Genomic DNA, 20,289 nt, shown 5'->3' on the forward strand with positions numbered 1-20,289 from the left:
GGTAAGACGCGTGAAGGTTTCCGAGACGATCGGCGACAAGGTTCAGTCGGCCATCCCGATGGATCTGCAGATCCGGGGCGCACACCTCTATGACAAGACCCGACGCTGGGTGACCGGAACGAATGGGACGAAGATGTTCGTCGAGAGCCCCATCCCGCCGGTCGAGGATGTCGAACTCGCCGACATCGACCTCAGCAACCCTTTCCTCTATCGGCAGGGGCGTTGGCAGTCGTACTTCGAGCGCGTGCGTAACGAGGCGCCAGTGCACTACCAGCCCAACAGTGCGTTCGGTCCGTTCTGGTCCGTCACTCGCCATGCCGACATCGTGGCCGTCGACAAGAATCATGCGGTGTTTTCCGCCGAACCGTTCATCGTCATCGGTGTCCCGCCTCGCTTTCTCGATATCGAGATGTTCATCGCGATGGATCCGCCTCGCCACGACAGGCAGCGGGCCGCGGTTCAGGGTGTGGTCGCACCGAAAAACCTGCGTGAGATGGAGGGGCTCATTCGATCGCGCGTTCAGGAGGTGCTGGACAACCTGCCCGTGGATCAGCCATTCGACTGGGTTCAGAATGTCTCGATCGAGCTGACCGCTCGGATGCTCGCGACTCTCCTGGACTTCCCGTACGAGCAGCGTCGCAAGCTCGTCTACTGGTCCGATCTCGCGACCTCGATGGAGCAAGCCAACGGCGGTCCCTCGGACAACGACGAGGTGTTCGAAGGCATGCGCGACATGGCGCGCGGTCTCAGCGCGCTATGGCACGACAAGGCGGCCCGGACAGCTGCCGGGGAGGAACCCGGCTTCGATCTGATCACCATGTTGCAGAGCAACGAGAGCACTAAGGACCTGATCGACCGCCCGATGGAGTTCTTGGGCAACCTTGTGTTGCTGATCGTCGGAGGGAACGACACGACCCGGAACTCGATGAGCGGCGGTGTCCTTGCGCTGAACCGGTTCCCAGACCAGTTCGAGAAGCTGAAGGCCAATCCCGGCCTGATCCCCAACATGAACTCGGAGATCATCAGGTGGCAGACACCGTTGGCTTACATGCGCCGAATTGCAAAGGCCGACACCGTCTTGAACGGGCAGTTCATCCGCAAGGGTGACAAGGTAGTGATGTGGTACGCCTCGGGCAACCGCGACGAGCGTGTGTTCGAGCGACCCGATGACTTCATCATCGACCGGGCCAACGCCCGCAACCACATCGCCTTCGGGTTCGGCGTACACCGGTGCATGGGCAACCGACTGGCCGAGATGCAGCTGCGAATTCTCTGGGAGGAGTTGCTCCCCCGCTTCGAGAACATCGAGGTCGTCGGCGAACCCGAGTACGTGCAGTCCAACTTCGTGAGGGGTATCAGCAAGATGATGGTGCGCCTCACCCCGAAATCCGGCACATGACATCGCAGCGAGCCCTCATCATCGGTGCCAGCCATGCCGGAGCCCAACTCGCGGCGAGTCTGCGCCAGGAAGGGTGGAGCGGTGAGATCGTCCTTATCGGCGACGAGTCGGCGGCTCCGTATCAACGCCCCCCGTTGTCGAAGGCCTACCTGGCCGGCAAACGTGTACTCGACGAGATCACCATCCGCAGTGCGGACTTCTACTCCAAGCAGCGAATCCAGCTTCTGGACGCGCACGTGGAGGCGATCGACCGCTCGGCTGGGCACATCGTTCTGAGCACCGGCGAAACACTGACATACGACAAGCTCGCGCTGTGCACGGGAGCCCGCCCTCGTCAGCTCCGAGTTCCTGGGGCCGAGCTCGCCGGGGTCCATTACCTTCGGACCGCCGCAGACGTCGAGATGATCCGCACGTCCGCCACCCCCGGGCGGCGGGTGGTGATCGTCGGGGGCGGCTACATCGGACTTGAGACGGCCGCCTCGCTGCGGGCACTGGACCTGGAAGTCACCGTGCTCGAAGCAACCACTCGCGTCCTCGAGCGGGTCACTGCTCCCGACGTATCGACGTTCTTCGAACGGATCCACCGAGAGGAGGGCGTCGACATCCGAACGAACGCGAGGGTCGATGCCCTGACCGGTGACCGTACAGTCCGTGAAGTGACTCTGGACAGTGGTGAATCAATTCCTGCCGACCTCATCATCGTCGGCATCGGCGTCGAACCGAACACCGACCTCGCCGACGCTGCGGGTCTCGTGGTCGACAACGGCGTCGTGATCGACGACCATGCCCGGACCGAGGATCCCGACATCGTGGCCGCCGGAGATTGCACAAGCCACGACATGGCCCGTTACGGCCGCCGTATACGCATGGAGTCCGTGTCGAGTGCGGGGGAGCAGGCCAAGGTCGCCGCCTCGACCGTCTGTGGAAAATCTAGGAAGATCGCGGCACTTCCCTGGTTCTGGTCAGACCAATACGATCTCAAGCTGCAGATCGCCGGTCTCAACACCGGTTACGACGAAGTCGTCTTCAGCGGTGACCCCACCCGGGACCGCGACTTCAGTTGCTTCTACCTACGCGGTGGCAAGCTCATCGCCGCCGACTGCATCAACCGCCCCCGCGACTTCATGTTCAGCAAGCGAGCCATCATGCAGCAACTTCCCGTCGATAGGGCCGAGCTGATGCTCGGCGGACTTGCCCGCAGTTGATCGATCGTGGGTGTTGGATACGACGAGCAGCGACCGTGTTTCGGAAAGGAACATCAATTGACGACCGTGATCCGCCACCCTCGTCGAGCGGGGTGGGGCCCGGAGGGTGAAGCGATTCGGCACCACATGCTACGCACCTACACCTGGCCGATCCCCGATCGACATGAGGGGAAATGGGGCGACACATCGCTCCCCATCCCGGGCGGCGGGTTGCCAATCGCGTCGGGGCGCAGATGAAGCAGACACCGGTGGTGTACTTGGGGGCGACCGAATTCCTCGACATCGATCACGAGTCCGTCCGGGCGTTCACCGCCGCCGCGATTGGCGATGCGAGCACCGACCGGGACAAGGCGAAGCGCCTCTTCGCCGCCGTCCGCGACCAGATCTGGTACGACCCCTACACAGTCTCAGAGGATCCCGCCCACTATCGAGCGAGTTTTGTCCTCGAGGCCGGGCGAGCCTATTGCGTCCCGAAGGCGGTGCTCTTGACCGCGGTGTGCCGCGCGGCACGGATTCCGGCGCTGCTGGGCTTCGCTGACGTCCGCAATCACCTGCAGACCGAAACGTTGCGAGTGCTCATGGGCGGCACGGACCTGTTCGTCTATCACGGCTACAGCCATCTCTACATCGACGGCCGGTGGTTGAAGGCGACGCCTGCGTTCAACACCGAATTGTGTGCGCGTTTCGGTGTACCGCCGGTGGATTTCGACGGCGATCGCGACGCCCTCCTGCACGCCTTCACCGCCGACGGAGCCCAGCATATGGAGTACGTCCGCCAGCGCGGCGTCTTCGACGACCTGCCTTTGAACGCGATCCTGACCGAGCTTCGGCATACCTATGGACCGCTGACGCTTAAGGGCACTCACGGGACCGCTGACGCTTTCACCGACACACCCACCAACCACACCCAGCCCGACAGGATCTCCCGCGGGCCCCGCTCATCCCTGGAGACCCGATGAGCACGGCGACCACAGCGGACACCTTGGATGTGCGTAACCCAGCCGACAACCGGCACGTCGCAACTGTCCCTGTGGATGACCGTGAGAACGTGAATGGCATCGCGGCTGATCTCCGCCGCGCCCAGGTCGGGGCCGAAGCTGGCCCGAGGCAACGCGCCAGGTGGTTGCATCGCTGGCGGGACTGGATCCTGGACGCCTCACCGACCTGTTGCAAGCCGAAACGGGCAAGGTGCGCCCTGACGCCCCGGTGGAGACGACAGCGTCGTGTGAGTTCATTACCTACTACGCCAACCCATGCCGAGGAGTTTCTCACTGGCGAGCAGGTCAGGTCCTCGGGTCTGCTGAGACTGTCGAAGCGACTGTCCACCACCTACCACCCGTACCCGGTCGTCGCTCATCACGCCGTGGAACTCCGGTCACCCTGTTCCTCATGGACGCAGCGCCCGGGTTGGCTGCCGGAAGCGCGGTCCTGGTGAAGTCCTCGGGGACGCCACTGATGTGTGCGGGTCATCGAGGGCTGGCACGAGATCGGAGCCCTTTGGTTCTGGCGAAGCGGGTGCGTCGGTGGTGGACGCCGTTGACTTCGTGCAGTTCACCGAGCGACAGCCGTTCTGATCGAAAACCCGCGTCCTTCGTGCGCGTCACCCGCCTCGCCGGGGCATGGTCGCGGCGATGAAGTTCGTCCCCGGACAGCTTGCCGGCAGGCTCGGCTCTGGGCACGGACACGGTGTTCCTCGATGAGGTCGACGTCGCGGCCCGCCAAGCTACCTGGACAGAATCCGAAACAACTGAACCAGTCTTCGAAATCCATCATCCACCCATCCACTCGAAGGGGAAGTCACATGCCCTGCAGGACCCTGATCAAGGACTATCCACATCAGATAGGGGGGCACTGTGGTTCGGGCGCGATGCGAGATCTTCTGCACTGGCATGGCTTGGGGTGGGACGGACCGCCCGATGAAGGTCTGGTGTTCGCGCTCGGCGGCGCGCTGGGGCTGTCCTACCTCCGATCGAGCGATCTGGTTCCACCGCTGTACCTGGTGGGACGAGGCGCCGACTTCGAAATCGACCTACCTTGCCGGCTCGGCGCAAAGGTCCAAGTTCTTACGACCGACGATCCCAGGGAGGGATGGTCGTGGGTTCGCGACGAGATCGACGCAGGCAGACCCAGCCTGGTGTGGGGCGACATCGCCGAGCTCCCCTACCTGCGGGTCCAGTTACAGATGAGTCGCCACGACATCGTGGTGATCGGCTACGACGAGGCCAAGCGGATTGCCTTTGTCGTGGACAATGACCGCGCCGAGGTGCAGGAGGTCCCGCTCGAGGCCCTGGCTCGGGCGCGGTCCTCGACGTCGTTCCCGCAACCGACGCGCCACTGCACCTACCGCATCACCTGGCCGGGCGCGCTGCCCGACGTGGCGGGCGTGGCGGCAGAGGCATTTCGCCAGTCCGCCGCCAGCATGCGCCGCCCGTCGCAGCCTGGGATCGTCGATCTCACGACAGCGGCGGGCGGGGCCGAGGGCTTAGATGCGGTCGTGCAGCTGGCGGCCGACATTCAGACCTGGGGAGATCTTCCGGAAGACGACCTCGAGATCCTCCTGTTCAGCCTGAGCGCTTTCATCGATAAGGCCGGCACCGGCGGCGGGCTGTTCCGCCGGTTGCTCGCCGATGGCAGCGCGGATATCGCACGCCTGACCGGCGACCTCGCCACCGCAGACCTCGTCGTCGCCGCCAGCCGTTGTGCGCAGGCATGGACGGCGACTGCACGTGCCGGGATCCAGCGCGACGTTGATGTGCGAGCTCGCCTTGACGGGGTGGCCTTGTCGGCTAGCCAGCTGCCGGAACTTGAGTTGGACTTGGTCGAGTCCCTGGAGTCTGCTTCAAGCTCGCTGACAGCACGCTGAAGACGAAAGGCAGTCAGCGAAATCTAGAATTTCTTTCCAGTCAGACATCTGGGTAGGACGGAGCAGAGAATTGATACGCATAGTTGGAGTTCATGACCCCGGCGACTATCGCGCGCACTACGGCACCGGTGGAGGTGCCCAGGACGATGGGAGACTGATCTCCTCGTGGGCGGCACACCTCGCCGGCGAGGGCAAAGTGGAGTTGCGTCAAAGGCTGCCGGCGCTCTTCCCCGGAGTGTGCCGGGTGTATTTGCCTAGCGGTCACACTCGCGATCGGCGTTGGGCGCATTTCGTCGACAGGGAGGTCTGAACCATGGGCAAGGCTTCGGATGCGGTCAGTGGGTCGTCCGACCCCGACGTGGAGGACTGGGTGCGCTCGTTCCGGTTCCCGGAATCTGGCTCGCCTGAGTTGCCGCCTCACCATCCCAATTGTCTTGGTTGTGGGCCGGCGAACCCGCACGGGCATCGCCTGTCGGTACGGCGTTGCGGAGACGGCGTCCACGCCCATCACCGTTTCGACTCCCGCCACGTCGGCGCCCCAACGATCGCCCACGGCGGTGCGGTCGCCACCGTCCTCGACGACCTGTTCGGATTCCTGCTCTACACCGTGGGAGAACTCGCCGTCACCCGCCACCTCGCCATCGACTACCTCGCCCCGGTCCTGCTCGACACCCCCTACACCCTCCGCGCCCACATCCACGCCCGCGACGGCCGCAAACTACACCTGCGAGCCACCATCGAAAACGACCACGCCCACGTGGTCACCACCGCCACCGCCCTGTTCCTCATCGTCGACATCGACCACTTCCTGACCACAACACACCAACCCCACCACCGGTAACACCCCCAGATTGCGGCAATGCCCACGCACACGAAGACACACAACGCCGCAGATGGACACACCCCTTGTGACGGGACTGTAACTCTCGTTCCAGTATCTGCGGGACGCGTACCGAAACGTGTTGTTAAGCAGTGGATGACACATGTCTGGACAATCGTTCGATCCCACACCGCGGTGATCGCGTCCGGCAGGCCCTTCAGTCCGTCACACACCACAATGCACACATCGGCGACTGCCCGATGCTTGAGGACGGCGAGCCAGAACTTCCCTCACCGCCGTCACCGGCCCATAGCCCCAGGATGGCGCGTTCCCCGTTCACGGTGACGCCGATCGCGACATAGATCGGCCGGTTGGTGACCTGACCGTCCCGGACCTTGACTGGGGATGCCCCCGCTTGCGGGAGGAGGATGGCGTCGATGAAAATCACCGGGTACACCGGATTCACCGGGTCCAGGGGCCGGACGGACCATTCGGCCATCTCCGCGAGGACTTTGTCAGTGATCTTGCTGCTCGTGGGTGTGGTCCTGAGTAGGCCCCAATTCGGCCACTGATCGTCTCCCTCGACACCGAGGCGCCGTAGATGTCATCGAAGAGGCCAAGGCCGTCGAACTCCTGATCAACGAGTGCGGAACCGTCGACAAGGCGGCACTCAAGCTCAACAAGTCCAAAGCCTGGATTTCGTACCGCCGATCCCTGCTCAAACTCGCCCCCGAGCTGCAAACCGCACTCCGCAAAGGCGAACTCGCCGTCCGCACCGCCCGCTCACTCGCACAGGTCCAGCCCCGATGCCCACGAATCGTCGGCGACACCGTCGACGTCGCGGTATCCCTCGTACTGGCCGAGGACTACTTCGGCGGGGTCGAGCGGGCGGAACGCTCCGATCACCGATTCGCGCGCAGACTGGAGGTCGAGTCGAGGCCTGGGCCGCCGAACAGCAGCGGGAACACACGAAGCCCGATCCGGATCCCACACCAGAAATCGAAAACCGTTTGCCGACAAGACCTCCGGCACTGCACGGAAGGTCACGCGCACCTTCCGCCGCCTGGAGGCCGACCCGACCACGTTCGCCGACGCCCTGGTCGACCACCTCGACGCCGACGGATTGCGAACACTCATCCAGGCGCTCACCGATCGATACTGACTCGGGACCGCCTATTGGGGCTCTTCACCGCGGTGAAGAGCCCCAGCATCGAAATCCTTGTTGCGCAACTGCGCAACTGCGCACGACATCCGACGAACCTAACGTTTTCCGACGAACGTCCGCACGTTTCGTCGACTATGCCTGCGTCTACCAATATCTAGGCGAGCAGTAGCTGACGGTCGCGAACATCCACTTCGTTAGCTGTTACCGAGCCCAACCGACAAGGCAAAACGGGGTGAACGCCATTCTGCGGTCACCAGGGTCCGGTTTGACCTAGGCAATACCGGAAACGTTGCAGATGGCGCGGAGGATGTGCGGTTGATCAGTCGGGCTGTGTGCGGCGACGCGCCTGGCGGCGGACGTGGCGTGCCATGAGATGCGCTCTGTTTTTCTCGCTGCGAAAGATCTCCTGGTTCACTGCCTGTTCAATCATTCCCGGGGCCTCAAGCACACGCTGCGCCGCCAGACGCATCAACTCCGCACGATCGGGGCGGCGAGCTGGTCGATTCCCGCCGGGAGTATGGCCATGTACTTCGGAGAGGTCAGCGCCGACTCTGCCCTCCCCTGCCGCGTCGAAGGCCCGAGAGCGGGAACGGCCGTCCGGAGCCGCCTCGCCGTGCTCGCCGAGGACGTTATTGGCCCCCGCTGATCGGATCCATCCGCGCCACATCAGTATCCGCAATGGCGATCCGACGAACCGTGGAAACACCGCCTCGCCCGGCACACATCTGTGCCTGGCCGCCGCACGTGTTGCGATTGCGTGCCCTTCTAACACTGGCGCACCTCGACGATACTGCCCAGGCCAGATGTTCTCGAGCCCCTCCAACGACATACTTTCCGGGTCCATGGACGTGTCACATTCCGAGACGTTGCTGCTCGACACGCACGAAGTCCGCCGGGGTGGGTTCCACCCCGTCAGCCCACTCCGTCACTACCGCGGCGGCATCTGATTCCTTCGCGTGGCTGCGGCGCGCGTATGCATCGAATAATTCGCTCTTGTGCGCAAGCGTCCTGCGCATCAGTTCGTCGATACTGTCCTTCGCCAGTAACCGGTGCACCTGCACCGTCCGCACCTGTCCCATTCGATGCGCACGCGCGATCGCCTGCACCTCGGTGCTCGGTTTCCACTGCGGTTCGGTGAGGACGACGACCGAGGCCGCCTGAATGTTCAGCCCCACACCTCCCGCCTCGATCTGGGACAGAAGCACCGCGCGGCCGTGGTGCGCGGTGAAATCATCGACCATGCGTTGACGCTCGACGGAGCTGGTGGCGCCGGTGAGTGGACCGAAAACGGTCCCGGGGACCGCAGCGCGAAGTGTCTCGAGGACGGCCCGGAAGTACGAGAACACCAGCACCTTGGTCTGGTTGTCTTCCGCCTCCTCGACGATCTCGACGAGACGGTCGAGTTTCGCCGAGCCGGTCCGGGTGCCCGGAAGGTACGCCGCCTGGCGCATCGCCATGAAATTGCCCTGGGCCACCGCCTCCCGGTACCGCCTCTCGTCGTCACCGCAGAGCTGAACCCAGTCCTCGACCTCGATCAGGTCCGGCAACTCGGTGAGCACGTCAACCTGGTTGCGTCGCAGGTATGCCGGTGCGACGCTCTTGCGAAACGCGGTGGCACCGGCGACTCCGTCCCGCGCATGTATCTGCCGGGCGACACCCGGTTGCACGTATCGGACCAGATTCTGGAACTCCTCCACCCGGTTCTCCATCGGCGTACCGCTGAGCAGGACGGCTCTGCCACTGGATTCGACGACGCCGCGCGCGGCGACGGCACGTTGAGTGGTTGGGTTCTTGATGTAGTGCGCCTCGTCAACAATCACCAGGGCCGGGCGAACGGGAACCCGGATCCGCTTCAGGGTGTCGAAGGTCGTGATCGCAACGCCGCCCTCTCGCGCCCATACCTGCAACTGCATGTCCCGGTCTTGTCCGCGTACCTCGTGGGGGACGAGGCTGGTTTGCTTTCCCGTCTCGTTCGACCAATTCACCAGCACACTGGCCGGACAGATCACCAGGAAATACTTTTCGCCCTGGGCCGCGAGGTGGGCGGCCGCCGCGAGCGCCTGCACGGTCTTCCCCAAGCCCATTTCGTCGCCCAGGATCATCTTGCGGCGGCTCAGGATGTACCCCGCCCCGAACGACTGGTATCCACGCAGAAGAGACCGCATGTAGGTGCGATCGAGCGGGGTCCGCTCGACTTCTCGAACGAACCGTTCACCGACAAATCCATGAGCGGCCCGCTCGTCTCCATCACGCGCGGGAACGAATTGACTCAGCAGGGCATTGACAGCGGCAGCGTCGCTTTCGTATGCCGACCACGGGTCACCCCGCCACTCAGCCGCCGCCAGGACATCGGTGATCTTGGTGTCGAGTTCGGCGAGCGCCGGATCCGCGGCAATCGCCTGCAGTTGCTCCCGCGCGGCCTCCGCGCGCGTGCGCTCGGCCTCGCCGGCGAAGAACATCGCCACTCGTTTACCCGCCCGCTGCGCCGGACCGCGCAGCGGATCGACCTGGGTCCGAAGTTCGGTCAAAGGTGCGCCGATCTCACCGACCAGCGGATCCACCCGCCGGAGCACCAGCAGTAACCGCAGCAGCGAGGTGTCGATCCTCGATCGACGGTCCGGGTCGAGACGGAGCCGAATCCGCTCGCGTGCTCGGGTCCTCTGCGCCATCGCCTCCGTGTAGATCGCGTAAGCCGATTGCGGACCGATGCCAGGAACCGCGTCGAGCGCTGCGGGCGACGACGCCGCAATGTCTGCCACCGTGCGGAATCGGGACGCACCGAGGCTGCCCAACCGTGTCCCCCTCGGCAGCGCGTCCTTCAAGGAACTGGCCGGAAGGTCCCGCAGGGCGGCGTGAGTCCGGTCCTCGATTGCCGCACGCACGTTGGTAGCGAGCTCATCTCTCAGCTTCTGTGGAAGATTCTGCGCGGCCCGGCCCCGGTCGAGTAGCGAGTCCACCAACTTCAGTGCGTGATTGACCGCCGCCCTCGTTGCGGCACCCGGTTTGAGCGCGGGTTCCGGTATGTCCTGCCCTGTCGGTGGCTGTCCGGGCTGAGTGATGGCTCGACCCGAGCTCGGTCGAGTTACCGGGTCGGTGGCGGATCGTTCCGTTGCTGCACGTTCTTCGACGTCCGGTCGCATGGCAGCGGCGCGATTCGCCGCCTCGCGCTGCGCTGCAGCCGCGGAGTCCTCGGCGAACCTCCTCTGCGCCTCGATCGCTGCCCACACCTCCGGAGGAAAGCCGGACATACCCAGGTAGTGAACGAAATGGCTTACGAAGGCAACGTCTTTGCGGTGGAGGACGCCGAACGAGACTTGTTGGTTGTCGCGAGTCGTGATCACTAAAGTGTTGAATCCCAACCCCATGATGTCGAATCGCTGGATGTTTCCGGCGACAACGACCACCCTGGGTCCGCTGGTCGCCACGTCACTCCCGAGGAACGCAAGCACCCTGGCATTGGTGATCGCTAAACCGTCGCATGGGGGATACTTCGCCGTCGTCCTCGCCAGGGCCCACACGAACTCGCCCGGATACATGTGCCGTTCGAGCGCGACCAACCACTTCTGCGCAGTTCTCCGCCTCAATTTCGGGGCAATCTGCAGAGGCATAGTGATCCTGACAGGGCGGCAAGTGTGGTTCAGATTACATCGCTTTCAGCCACCCCGCCGTTTCCATACCGATCGAATCCGTGGGCATGACTGCAGGTCATTCATGGTGCGCCTGCCACTCGGCGACGATGGTTCAGTTGTGCATCCTCCCCAGCCAGCAGGCAAATGCACAGTGGTGTTGTTCAGCATCAGGTAACGAGTGACTGACCGGCCCGATACACCAATCGGGTTGGGGAGAACCTAGGAGCAATCGTGGGAACAACACCATGGGGGCCGTGGCCAGACTCGCTCATAGTCCGCGGGCAAGCGGGCATCGTGCCCATCAAGCAGTTGATTGGACTGGGATCATGATCGGCAACGTGTTCGACCTCGCGGAAATACCGGGAATTTACTTCCCCTTCGTACCGGCATGGAACATGTTCGTAGTCTGGTTCAACCAGTTCTAGCAGGGCGATCTTCTCAGTACCGCCAGGCCCGCGCACCTCGGCGCAGCACACCGGGCGGCAGTCCGTCACCCCGGCCGACGACCATAAGCGCGAAACTGAGCGCAATTCCCTGGCTGTACGGCAGTTTCCCAGGCTCGATAAGACCGCGGCTGTGCGTCCGGCACTTCAGCATGGTCACCGCGGCCCGTCGTGAGTCGAACCCAGCTAGGTCGGGTTCCCCGCTCAGCAGGAGTGCAGGACCTGGCTCATCGCGTCCTTCTCTGCCTGGGTCACCCACAACCGGTACAAGGCTTTCACGTCGATCTGCCGTGAGACGTAGGTGCACCGGTAACTCTTGTTCGGCGGCAACCACGATGCAGCGTCGGAATCGGACTTCTTCGAGTTGGTGGGCCCGTCCACGGCCTGCAGGTTCCGCGGATCATTCGCCAGGTCGCGGCGCTGCTCCGGGCTCAACTGCTGGGCACCCTTCTGCCACGCATCCGACAACGCGACGACGTGATCGATCTGCACCGCGGTCGAAGTGTCCTGCCCGCGGACGAAGGCGATCGTGGTACCGGTGTAGGGGTCAAGCAGAGTGCCGGTCGCGACCACACAGTCCCGCGTACTCGACTTATAGGTCAGGTCCACCAAATCGCGGCGCAAGATGTCATTGCGCGTATCGCACCCGTTGTGGCCGCCCTCGACACCGTTGTCGTCGGACCACGACGGACCGAACTGCTCACGGGTGTACCCGGTCTTCGGGGCGCGGCCCTTGACCGCCAGGGTGTCGAGCTTCGCCAACGCCGGCGCCGCATCAAACCCGGCCGGTGCCGGAGCGGCCGGCGCGTCCCCAAGCGAGCCGGTCCCCGGGTTCGCATCAGCAAGGGCCGAGCACCCAGTCATACCGAGCACGGTGACCGCCCCGAGAGCGAGAAGAGCGGTCCGGGGTCGATGGCGCATACGTTCTGTTCTCCTGTTACCTGTGTGACTGATGTGCACACGAGTATCGCCGGTACCTCCGACAACCGCGGTAGCCGGCCCGGCTGAATGCAGTGACCTAGCCGAACATCGAGCATCCCTGCACCTACGAAAGCTCGGATCAGGTTGTGTGGCGGATCAGCCGCCAGCCGCGGCGTGCGGCAATGAGACCGCAGACCGCCCCAAGGACCGCACTGAAAATCAGGCCCGCCGACAGGAACGGCATGGGATTGACGGAATCCATGTCCCCCGTTACTCCCTCGGAGGCGAACTGATCACCCACATAGCCCACGGAGAACCGCACCGGGTACGACAGCCACCAGGCGAACAGACCGGTACATACCAGGCCCGCACCGAGCCCGAGGGCCGTGCCGATCAGTATCAGTGTCCGCATGAGATCAACTTCGTAAACGCCGGCTGTGCTGTTACCGACGTCCGAACGCCCGCACGGCGCCGTCATCGCTCCGGCAGCGCCGGTCTCCACCGCCAATGAGGGCTCGAAACAACGAGAGATGTCCGTTTTGTCTGTTGTTCACCGCGGTGAACAAACCGTACCCGAAGCCGGTTTTAAGGCTGCAGGTGATGTTCCAGGGGGCGCGTCGCTGACGCCCCTGTGGGAGATTTGGATATCGTCGGAGGCCTGTAGACCCAAAGGGAACGGTGGCCATGAAATCTTCGACAGTCACCGACGTGTCGACGCTGCTGATGATCGATTCGGCATCTGCGCGGGACCGGGACGACGCGTTCTCCGTCATCCCTCCCGACGACGGCGGCGGATGGACGGTCGAGGTCCATATCGCCGGTGTGGCCGATGTCGTCGGTCTCGGGTCGGTCGCCGACGAGCAGGCGTTCCTGCGGGCTGCGACCCGGTACCTGCGCAGCCGCACCATTCCGATGCTCGGCGAAACGGCCGAACAGGCAGCCACCCTGACCACGCAAGCGCGGCGGACGAGCCTGCGGGTCACCGGCACCATCACCTCCGACGGCCATCTCGTTGATGTAGTCGTCCGTCGTGGAGAGATCCCGGCGGGCCGATGCGCGGCAGTCGATCATGCCGACGTGCCCGGCATCCTGTCCGACCCGGGACATCCGCTGCATTCCCAGCTGGCCGCCGCGGATGCTGCCGCACAGGTCCTGCTGACCGCCCGCCGCGACGGTGGCGCCCTCGCGTTCTACGACCTCACCCGCGGCTGGGCGAGCAACGAGGACGGGGCAATCGTGTCGATCGCCGCCGAACGGCGGACCGTCGCCTACGTCATCGTGCAGGAGCTGATGATCGCCACCAACGAGGCAGTCGCCCTCTGGTGTGCGGAGCGAGGGTTGCCGATCCTGTTCCGCAACCACCGGCCCAACCCGGTCGCCGGCAGCACCGACGAGCTGATGACCGAGATCGCCGCCGCGGCCGGGGACCCGGACCTGTTCGCGAAACTGCGCGGACGACTGTTGTCCACGCTGCGGGCTGCAACTTACGACCCCACCGTGCATGGCCACTACGGTCTACGCCTGAGCGCCTACACTCACGTCACTTCCCCGCTACGCCGGGTAGCCGATCTGATCAACCAGCGGATTGTCTTCGCCCACCTCGACCACTCCCCCGCCCCCTACACCGGCGAACAGCTCGCCGCCCTCGGCGCCGACCTGAACCGGCGCACCCGCGCCGCCCGGGAAGCGAAGAAGAATCACTTCAAACACGCCGACCAACGCATCATCGCCGAACAGGCCACCTTCGATCTCGCCGCCCTCGACAGTCGCCGGTTCCACAAGGTCCTCAAAGCCGAAGCCTCTGGGCCACTACGGGCCGAACTCGCCTCCGAGCTCGCCCGCCGCGTCGATGCCGACCTGCTGACCGCCCCGGACGTCGCGGTCCTGATCGACGCCGCCGACCCCTCCTGGCTGCCCATCCAACTCCGCATCCTGGACACTCTCGCTGACACTCACCCCGAGATGGGGCCCAGCGTTGCGTCGGTGTGGCGGCAAACGCACCCCGACCAACCGCCCACCGACCTCGAGATCCGGGGCAGCGGCGCCGTCCACAACCCGTTGTTCGCCGCCCGCGCCACCCACCTCGGCATCCGCGGACCTTGGACCACCGCTACAGCGAAGAAGCCCGCCGAACAGGCCGCCCTCTGGGCGGCAATGCGTGCACAGCTGACCGGCACCGACCACGCCGACGCGGAACCGGACTGGCCCACCACCGAGCCATCCCCGCATCCCACGACTCCCCCGCCGGCGTCGAAAGATTCCGGTCCCACAACCACGACGGAACCGCGCCGGATGACCGCCCCGGCCGCGCTGAATCTGGGTGGGGCGAAGAAGCCCAAGGCACTCTCGAACCCCACCGCCTGGCTGATGAGCCTGGCCCAGAACAACAATCAGGCCCCGCCCGAATGGGAGTTCCGCACCGACGGGCCTGCGCACGCACCCCGGTTCACCGCCACCGTGTACCTCGCCGGCCACACCGCCACCGCCGATGCAACCACGAAGACTTCAGCGAAGACCGCGTCGGCCGCCGCCCTCGTCGAGGCGCTCTTTACCCAGCACTAAGTTCTTCGGTGTCCGTTTTGTCCGTTGTTCACCGCGGTGAACAACGGACAAAACGGACATACCGAGGTCCCGGCGAAATGGTCCGCGCATCGTTTCACCGCCCGGCCGCGTGTCGGACCCGATGCGCCCGCCTGGTGCCGTACCGTGCATTCCGTCCGAAGTAGCCCACACGAGCGGGTGAAGCAAACGGAAAGGGTCCCATGACCATTCATGTCCTTCTCAACCAGAAGGGCGGCGTCGGAAAAAGCACCGTCGCCGTCAATCTCGCCGCCGTCACCGCGGACGTGCTCAACCAGGACGACGACCCCGATGCCACCTCCCCGGTCGCCGCGGTGTCCGTCGACCCGCAGGGATCGGCGATCTGGTGGGCCGACCGCCTCGACAACCTGCCGTTCCACATCGTGCAGGCGCACGACGATCTCAACGGGCTCCGTCAATTGGGCCAGCTGCCCGGCATCCGCCACGTCTACGTCGACACCCCCGGCTGGATCGACCTCAACGCCGCCGACGACACCTCCGACCCCCTCGGCCGCGGACCAGCCGCAGACGCCCTGCGGACGGTGCTCGAGGTTGCCGATCACGTCATCGTGCCGATGGAAACCGAACCGCTGTCCTTCGACCCAACCGCCCGCACCATCCGAAAGATCCTCGAGCCCCGCGGCATTCCGTACACGGTGGTGATCAACAACTGGGATCCCCGCGACGGAAAACTCGACCTCGAGGAAACCAAGGATTTCGTCCGTGCAAACAAGTGGCCGCTCGCGAAAACCGTGATCCGGCACTACAAATTGCATGCCCGGGCGAGCGCCGACGGCCTGGTGGTCACCGAATACCCGGCCAACCGGGTGGCGCTGCAAGCCCGAGAGGACTTCTACCGGTTGGCTTTGGAGTTGCGAATCGACGGTGGTCGGTGATGGCACGCGGTACCCGCACCAATCTCGCGACCCTCGCCGGCGTCGTCGGCGAGAACTCCCCCGTCGACCGGCCCGCCGCCGGCGGGACACCGACCAACGTGCCACTGAGCGAGCTGGCACCGAATCCGCGCAATCCGCGTGATGATCTCGGTGATCTCAGCGATCTGGTCTCGATCACCGGCACTCAACTCCAACCCGCGCTGGTAGTCACCCGGGACGCGTATCTGCGGTTGTATCCGGAAGACGACACTAAGATCGGGCTGGCCCGATGGGTGGTGATCAACGGATGCCGGCGCCTGGCCGCCGCCGCAAACTTCGGCCGCCCCAACCTCGACATCATCGTCAAGGACGAAGTCGCCAAGGACCGGGAGACCCTACTCGCCGCGGCGGTCATCGAGAACGTCGGCCGCCGCGACTTCGACGTCATCGAAGAGGCCAAGGCCGTCGAACTCCTGATCAACGAGTGCGGAACCGTCGACAAGGCGGCACTCAAGCTCAATAAGTCCAAAGCCTGGATCTCGTACCGCCGATCCCTGCTCAAGCTCGCCCCCGAGCTGCAAACCGCACTCCGCAAAGGCGAACTCGCCGTCCGCACCGCCCGCTCACTCGCACAGGTCCCGCCCGAGGCCCAAGTCCAGGCCTGGGCCGCCGAACAACAGCGGGAACACACGAAGCCCGATTCGGAACCCACACCTGACTCCGAAACCCGTTTGCCGGCACGCACCCCCGTCACCGCAGCGAAGGTCACACGCACCTTCCGCCGCTTGGAGGCCGACCCGACCACGCTCGCCGAGGCCCTGGTCGATTACCTCGACGCCGACGGACTGCAAACTCTGATCCAGGCACTCACCGATCGACACTGATCCAGAAACCGTTATTGGGGCTGTTCACCGTACGCGGTGAACAGCCCCAATAACGAAAACCCCTGGTGTGCCCAGGTATCGAGCTCGGAAGCGTTAGGCATGCCACCTAACGCTTCCGACGACACCTCACGCGTTCGTAGGAAGCAGTAGCTAGCTACTTCGACCTGAAAAACGAGGCGGCTCGGTGAGTATGATTCGGCTGTTCTCGGCCGGTCGGGATTGGGTTGGCCACAGACTCCACCGATCGGCGCCTTTCACGCTGCCAGGGTGCTGATCTTGACCAGGTTGTGCGCCAGGACCCCGTGGCCGACCCAGATCTTGGCGCCTTCGGTGCTGTCGATGCGGGTGCGGTCCCAGCCGTATCCGCGTTTGAGGGCGCTGATCCTGCCTTCGACGCCGGTGCGCCACTTTATTGTTCGTCGGAACGCTGGGCGGTGTTCCTCTGCTCGCCGGCCAGCCGAGGGTTTGCCCTTGCGAGGGATCACCACGTTGCGCACGCCGAGGTCGCGGAGGTCGTCCTCGATAGCTTTCTCGCCGTAGCCGCGGTCGGCGGTGACCGTGCGTGGCGGGCGGCCGGCGCGTGTACGGACCCGATCCACGGCTGGTGTCAGTTGGGGTGCGTCGGCCGGGTTACCGCGTTCGACGCTGTGGTCCACGATCACGCCGTCGTCGCCTTCGACGAGCTGGGCCTTGTGGCCGAATTCGACTGGTTTGCCGAGTCGTCCCTTGGCGATGGGCCGGGCGTCGGGGTCGTGGAGGCTGACTCGCCGGGTGGCTCCGTCCGGGGTCTGCCCGGCCAGCCGCTGTCGGGTCTGCGTGGTGATCTGCCGGGTGGCGGTGACCAGGTCCTCGAGGTCGTTGATGGCGCGGGTGAGGCGTCCGCGCCGGCGTCCGGCGGCTGCGTCGTGCTCGCCCTGGGTCTTCTGGGCTGTGGCCTTGGCGCGTGCCCGGCGGAGCGCTTGTTTTGCGTTGGTTAGCAGCCGTTCGGCATCGGTGGCGGCGGTCTCGGCCAGGTCGGCCAGCTCCCCGGTCGTGCGCCGGACCGCGGCCAGGGCCTCGTCGCGGCCCGCGGCGCTGCGCGACCGCAGCTTGAAACCGATCGCGTGCGCACGCTTGCCCGCCGCACGGGATCGGTCCCGGACCGTGGTGCGGGTCGCTCCACCGGCGGCCTGGATCCGCTTGCCGGTGGCCGCGATCCGTCGGATTGCCTTGGCCAGCAAACCGGAGTCGGTGGGGTAGGACACGTTGCTGGGCACCACGGTGGTGTCGGCCCGCAACTTGGTGGTGCGCAGCACCTTTGCCTCGGTGGCCTTCGCCAGCAGCGCCTCGTTCAGCCCGTCCACCGCCGCCGCGCCGCAGCGGGTGGTCAACTTCATCAACGTGGTCGGGTGCGGCACCGATCCGTCCAAGGGAATCCGGCTGAACCGCCGCCAGGTGATCGAGTCGCTCACCTCGCGACACAGGCTCTCGAAGCCGAGTCGGTAGCGGAACTTGAGAAACATCAGCCGCAGGTAGATCTCCATCGGCGTCGACGGACGACCGATCCGCGGGTCGAAGTACGGAACGAACGGTGCGAAGAACGCCGGATCATCCAACAGCGCATCCACTCGCTCGAGCTCCGCGGGCAGCCGCAGCAACTCCTGCGGCAGCACCGACTCGAACAACGACGGCTGATCGCCTACGGTACGGAACACGATGGCCTCAATCCCTTCTATCCCAAGGGGTTGAGGCCATTGTCCCGTTTCAGGACCGGCTCATCACGCACCGCCACACCCCGACTTTTTCAGGTCGAAGTAGCTAACGGCTGCGGTCATTCGCTTCGTCAGCTGTTACCGAGCGCCGTTCTGTGGCCACCAGTGCGCGTCAGTTCGGTGGGCGTTTGCGGCACTCTTCGTAACTCAGGCCGGAACTGAAACAGTCGTAGAAGCCCGACTGAATGTCGCCGGAGGTGGGAGGCTCCCCACAGAGAGTTCCACAGCGGAGATAGTTCGGCGCAATAGAACCGTCTGGGTAACGACACACGCCGCTGTCGCAGCTGTACTTGCGGCCGTTCGGATCGATCGGCATCAGGTCCGGTGTGTAGGACCACACGTAGGCGTCGGTGCGAGCTACTCGGGTGCAGTAGACGGTCCTTCCGTCTGCCAGATGTCCTGCTGCATGGTGATCATCGCAGTAGGCGTTCAGTTTGACTTCAGGACCAGGAGGCACGTTCCGACCGTCTTCCGGACCCGGAGCCACCGGTGCAGCGGACAGGCTATCAATCCAAGGAATAGGTGAGGCAGCCGCTGGCACAGCGGATATGGCGAGTATCGCCACTCCGCCGAAGACGGCGGTCACGAGCCGTCGCAGAATGCGCGGGTGGTGTGCAGTTCGCAGCAATGCTTTGTCCTCTAGTCGATTTCGCTATTCGATACCCGGTATAAGTCGTTGCGGCAACTTCGCCGGTGGGCGCCGCCAGTCCAGACGGCTCGGCGCCGTCCTGGGGTCTTGAGCCCTGGGTCATGGCCACCCGGGCAGGCGCGTTCGGCTTCAGATCCTCGTCTCGTGACGTCGTCCCCGACTATCGAATCAGGAGATTAGAGGATGGGGTATCGATCGTTTGAATGCTTCTCTCCGATTTGACGCAGCTGAAGGCCCTAATACTGCAACCGAAGCCGCAACTTGCACCGCCGACAAAGACGAAAACGGGCTGAGCGCCGTTCTGCGGCCACCAGGGTCCGTTTTGGCCTTCGTCATACCGGTACACCCGAGAACGTCGCTCTACGGCGAAACTGTGCCCGGTCGACACCCTCCCCGTCGTTCGTTTTCAGTGTTCGGTTGAAGAATCCGGTATGACGCGCCGATACCGGACGATGTGGATGTCGCCCCCTCCGGTGATACTGATGGACGTGAAAATCGGCTATGCACGCTGCAGCACCAAGGCCCAGGACCTCGCCGGCCAGGTCGCCTGGCTCGGCAAGCTCGGAGTCGAGCAGTCCCGCATCTACACCGACCACGGATACACCGGACGCAACAGGAAACGTCCCTCACTCGCCCGCGCCCTCGAGGTCGCCCGGGCCGGTGACGAATTCGTGGTCACCAAACTCGACCGGCTCGGCCGCTCGGCTCGGGATCTACACGAGATCGTCGACGGCCTCGTCAGTCACGGTGTCGCCCTCAACATCGACGGCCGGGTTTACGACCCGACCGATCCGATGGGAAAAATGTTCATCGGCTTCCTGGCGATCATGGCCGAGTTCGAGTCAGACCTGAACCGTCAGCGCACGCGGGCCGGCGTCGAGGTCGCGAAGGCGAAGGGCAAGATGCGCGGCAAGCAGCACCGGTTATCTCCGCTTCGACGTAGTCTGCTGCTCCGTGACTACGAGACGGGCAAGTTCACGATCGCCGACTTGAGCCAGAACTACTCCCTCAAACGCACGAGCCTCTACGCCAACCTCGAATTGGCGCGAACGGAACGAGCAGCCGCGGAACTGAACTCCGTAGAGGAAGAACTATCGGCCTGATA

General features: G+C 64.5%; 14 protein-coding genes and 3 pseudogenes. 11 read left to right on the forward strand and 6 right to left on the reverse strand.

Translation table 11 applies throughout. The features are described from left to right. The first annotated feature begins 10 nt into the window (after window positions 1-10). The 6 genes and pseudogenes from HYG77_RS38605 (at window position 11) to HYG77_RS38625 (ending at window position 6,308) form a co-directional block, all read left to right on the forward strand. Window positions 11-1,399, forward strand: coding sequence for a cytochrome P450 (locus HYG77_RS38605; RefSeq protein WP_109336423.1), 1,389 nt, complete (start codon window positions 11-13; stop codon window positions 1,397-1,399). Beyond that, window positions 1,396-2,604 (forward strand): FAD-dependent oxidoreductase, encoded by a 1,209-nt coding sequence (locus HYG77_RS38610; RefSeq protein WP_109336424.1) that lies wholly within the window; start codon window positions 1,396-1,398, stop codon window positions 2,602-2,604. The genes HYG77_RS38605 and HYG77_RS38610 overlap by 4 nt, the downstream gene beginning before the upstream one ends. Window positions 2,605-2,837: 233 nt before the next feature. Beyond that, the gene (locus HYG77_RS38615; RefSeq protein ID WP_109336471.1) at window positions 2,838-3,563 is read left to right on the forward strand and encodes a transglutaminase-like domain-containing protein; all 726 of its coding nucleotides are present in this window, start codon (window positions 2,838-2,840) and stop codon (window positions 3,561-3,563) included. Further along, window positions 3,560-4,160: pseudogene (locus HYG77_RS41110) on the forward strand (aldehyde dehydrogenase family protein); the annotation flags it as partial. The gene HYG77_RS38615 and the pseudogene HYG77_RS41110, both read left to right, overlap by 4 nt. Before the next feature lie 245 nt (window positions 4,161-4,405). Next, window positions 4,406-5,467, forward strand: coding sequence for a BtrH N-terminal domain-containing protein (locus HYG77_RS38620; RefSeq protein ID WP_109336425.1), 1,062 nt, complete (start codon window positions 4,406-4,408; stop codon window positions 5,465-5,467). A 313-nt stretch (window positions 5,468-5,780) separates the two neighbouring features. Then, the gene (locus HYG77_RS38625) at window positions 5,781-6,308 is read left to right on the forward strand and encodes a PaaI family thioesterase (RefSeq protein ID WP_109336426.1); all 528 of its coding nucleotides are present in this window, start codon (window positions 5,781-5,783) and stop codon (window positions 6,306-6,308) included. A gap of 125 nt (window positions 6,309-6,433) precedes the next feature. Here the strand turns inward: HYG77_RS38625 and HYG77_RS38630 are convergent. Beyond that, a pseudogene (locus HYG77_RS38630) lies at window positions 6,434-6,899 on the reverse strand (transposase); the annotation flags it as partial. On the opposite strand from HYG77_RS38630, the pseudogene HYG77_RS40475 reads away from it, so the two are divergent. Next, window positions 6,888-7,085 (forward strand): annotated as a pseudogene (locus HYG77_RS40475) (peptide transporter); the annotation flags it as partial. The pseudogenes HYG77_RS38630 and HYG77_RS40475 sit on opposite strands and share 12 nt — an antisense overlap. Here HYG77_RS40475 and HYG77_RS38635 read toward each other — a convergent pair. The 4 genes from HYG77_RS38635 to HYG77_RS38650 form a co-directional block, all read right to left on the reverse strand. Beyond that, window positions 7,071-7,334, reverse strand: a complete 264-nt coding sequence (locus tag HYG77_RS38635) for a hypothetical protein (RefSeq protein ID WP_162603432.1) — start codon at window positions 7,332-7,334, stop codon at window positions 7,071-7,073. The pseudogene HYG77_RS40475 and the gene HYG77_RS38635 sit on opposite strands and share 15 nt — an antisense overlap. 969 nt (window positions 7,335-8,303) lie before the next feature. Next, window positions 8,304-11,060 carry an SNF2-related protein gene (locus HYG77_RS38640; RefSeq protein WP_109336427.1) on the reverse strand — a complete coding sequence of 919 codons (2,757 nt, stop codon included), beginning with the start codon at window positions 11,058-11,060 and terminating at the stop codon, window positions 8,304-8,306. Window positions 11,061-11,728: 668 nt separating this feature from the next. Next, entirely contained in the window at window positions 11,729-12,445 is a 717-nt protein-coding gene (locus HYG77_RS38645; protein WP_109336428.1) for an HNH endonuclease family protein, read from the reverse strand. A 139-nt stretch (window positions 12,446-12,584) separates the two neighbouring features. Further along, window positions 12,585-12,857 carry a hypothetical protein gene (locus HYG77_RS38650; RefSeq protein WP_109336472.1) on the reverse strand — a complete coding sequence of 91 codons (273 nt, stop codon included), beginning with the start codon at window positions 12,855-12,857 and terminating at the stop codon, window positions 12,585-12,587. Between the two features lie 272 nt (window positions 12,858-13,129). Between HYG77_RS38650 and HYG77_RS38655 the strand changes: the two genes are divergently transcribed. The 3 genes from HYG77_RS38655 to HYG77_RS38665 all read left to right on the forward strand — a co-directional run bounded on the left by HYG77_RS38655 (window position 13,130) and on the right by HYG77_RS38665 (window position 16,784). Next, window positions 13,130-15,007 (forward strand): RNB domain-containing ribonuclease, encoded by a 1,878-nt coding sequence (locus HYG77_RS38655; protein WP_208964486.1) that lies wholly within the window; start codon window positions 13,130-13,132, stop codon window positions 15,005-15,007. A 200-nt stretch (window positions 15,008-15,207) separates the two neighbouring features. Then, window positions 15,208-15,921, forward strand: a complete 714-nt coding sequence (locus HYG77_RS38660; protein ID WP_208964487.1) for a ParA family protein — start codon at window positions 15,208-15,210, stop codon at window positions 15,919-15,921. Then, on the forward strand, window positions 15,921-16,784 hold the full coding sequence (locus HYG77_RS38665) for a ParB/RepB/Spo0J family partition protein (RefSeq protein WP_208964488.1): 864 nt from the start codon (window positions 15,921-15,923) through the stop codon (window positions 16,782-16,784). Before HYG77_RS38660 ends, HYG77_RS38665 begins: the two co-directional genes overlap by 1 nt. Window positions 16,785-17,038: 254 nt before the next feature. On the opposite strand, the gene HYG77_RS38670 is transcribed toward HYG77_RS38665, so the two are convergent. After that, on the reverse strand, window positions 17,039-18,478 hold the full coding sequence (locus HYG77_RS38670; protein ID WP_208964489.1) for an ISNCY family transposase: 1,440 nt from the start codon (window positions 18,476-18,478) through the stop codon (window positions 17,039-17,041). Between the two features lie 1,137 nt (window positions 18,479-19,615). On the opposite strand from HYG77_RS38670, the gene HYG77_RS38675 reads away from it, so the two are divergent. Continuing rightward, entirely contained in the window at window positions 19,616-20,287 is a 672-nt protein-coding gene (locus HYG77_RS38675) for a recombinase family protein (RefSeq protein WP_244461589.1), read from the forward strand. Window positions 20,288-20,289: the final 2 nt, after the last annotated feature.

The sequence above is a fragment of the Rhodococcus sp. ZPP genome (assembly GCF_017656075.1).
In the GTDB taxonomy this organism is placed as follows: domain Bacteria; phylum Actinomycetota; class Actinomycetes; order Mycobacteriales; family Mycobacteriaceae; genus Rhodococcus_F; species Rhodococcus_F oxybenzonivorans.

Coding starts and splice junctions, on each gene's coding strand:
- HYG77_RS38610 (WP_109336424.1), top strand. CDS start 1,396: ATGACATCGCAGCGAGCCCTCATCATCGGTGCCAGCCATGCCGGAGCC.
- HYG77_RS38655 (WP_208964486.1), top strand. CDS start 13,130: ATGAAATCTTCGACAGTCACCGACGTGTCGACGCTGCTGATGATCGAT.
- HYG77_RS38625 (WP_109336426.1), top strand. CDS start 5,781: ATGGGCAAGGCTTCGGATGCGGTCAGTGGGTCGTCCGACCCCGACGTG.
- HYG77_RS38665 (WP_208964488.1), top strand. CDS start 15,921: ATGGCACGCGGTACCCGCACCAATCTCGCGACCCTCGCCGGCGTCGTC.
- HYG77_RS38620 (WP_109336425.1), top strand. CDS start 4,406: ATGCCCTGCAGGACCCTGATCAAGGACTATCCACATCAGATAGGGGGG.
- HYG77_RS38660 (WP_208964487.1), top strand. CDS start 15,208: ATGACCATTCATGTCCTTCTCAACCAGAAGGGCGGCGTCGGAAAAAGC.
- HYG77_RS38645 (WP_109336428.1), bottom strand. CDS start 12,445: ATGCGCCATCGACCCCGGACCGCTCTTCTCGCTCTCGGGGCGGTCACC.
- HYG77_RS38675 (WP_244461589.1), top strand. CDS start 19,616: ATGACGCGCCGATACCGGACGATGTGGATGTCGCCCCCTCCGGTGATA.
- HYG77_RS38650 (WP_109336472.1), bottom strand. CDS start 12,857: ATGCGGACACTGATACTGATCGGCACGGCCCTCGGGCTCGGTGCGGGC.
- HYG77_RS38640 (WP_109336427.1), bottom strand. CDS start 11,060: ATGCCTCTGCAGATTGCCCCGAAATTGAGGCGGAGAACTGCGCAGAAG.
- HYG77_RS38615 (WP_109336471.1), top strand. CDS start 2,838: ATGAAGCAGACACCGGTGGTGTACTTGGGGGCGACCGAATTCCTCGAC.